The organism is Eubacterium sp. An11 (genome assembly GCF_002161065.1).
GTDB lineage: Bacteria > Bacillota > Clostridia > Lachnospirales > Lachnospiraceae > Anaerobutyricum > Anaerobutyricum faecale.
The window spans coordinates 1-959 of the sequence record NZ_NFLV01000088.1 but is presented as its reverse complement, the minus strand read 5'-3'; the positions used below and the strand labels follow the sequence as shown (position 1 = coordinate 959).

Annotated in this window: 1 pseudogene; it reads right to left on the bottom strand. The window is 50.4% G+C overall.

The features are described 5' to 3' along the window. Positions 1 to 62 precede the first annotated feature (62 nt). Positions 63 to 959, bottom strand: a pseudogene (locus tag B5E53_RS18665) (TraM recognition domain-containing protein); the annotation flags it as partial.

Sequence of the window (959 nt, the reverse complement as noted above, 5' to 3'; positions counted from 1 at the left end):
GGAATGAAAAAAGGAAGTGCCTGCCCTGCATCAGACACTCCCCATGGGTTGCTTTGGCATCGTTACCCGGCTGCTTTTTGTCTGTGCCGTTCCAGGATCTCCAGAAGTTCCTGCCGGTCAGTAGTGATCAGCTCTTTTTCCAGGGCGGATGCCTTAAATTCCACAGTAATGTTATTGTTATTCGTGGATATCAGACCATTGCCCCGCTGGAAGTGTGTAATGTTCATCACCTCCGTTTCCGAGAGATGCAGGATCTGTTTCACCCGCTGCGCCTCTTCATCTTCCATATTCAGGACAATCTTCGTCTTACAATTATTGATAATGCCCTTACCGTACTTGCCGTCATCAAGGGCAAAAAAGTCATTCAGATCCTGTGTGGCAAAGACGGCAGAACCGCCGTATCCACGGATGATCTTCGCAATCTCCAGAACAAATTCTGCAGCCAGGCGGTTACTGGACGCGCCGATAAGCTGCCAGACTTCATCCACGAAGATGGCTTTTTCCTCCGTTCGGTTCTCCTTTGCGATATCCCAGACATAATCCAAGACGGTAAACATGCCCACTGTCAATAGATCCCCGGTCAGTTCGGAGATATCAAGAACGGTATATTTATTGGTCAGGTCCACATTGGTCTGCTGGTTAAAAGAGGATGCAGAGCCGTGGACCAGCCGGTTTAAGATATGTGCCATGCGTTTTGTGTCATCGCTTTCCATCAGGATATCGTAGACATCCTCCAGGATCGGCATGGGTTTATACCGGTCCGGATGAGCCGGATCGATCAGGGACTCGTTTTTGTGAGTGATCCCCTTTTTGGCATAGGTCTTGATCAGCGCCTCATCCAGAAGCTGCCGCTCCTCATGGGTCATGTCCGGGATGAGCAGGCTGAAGAAGATATGCAGCTTCTGGATCTTCCCGGCCAGTGCCGAGTTGTCCATGGAAGGACCGTCCAGCAGCTCATT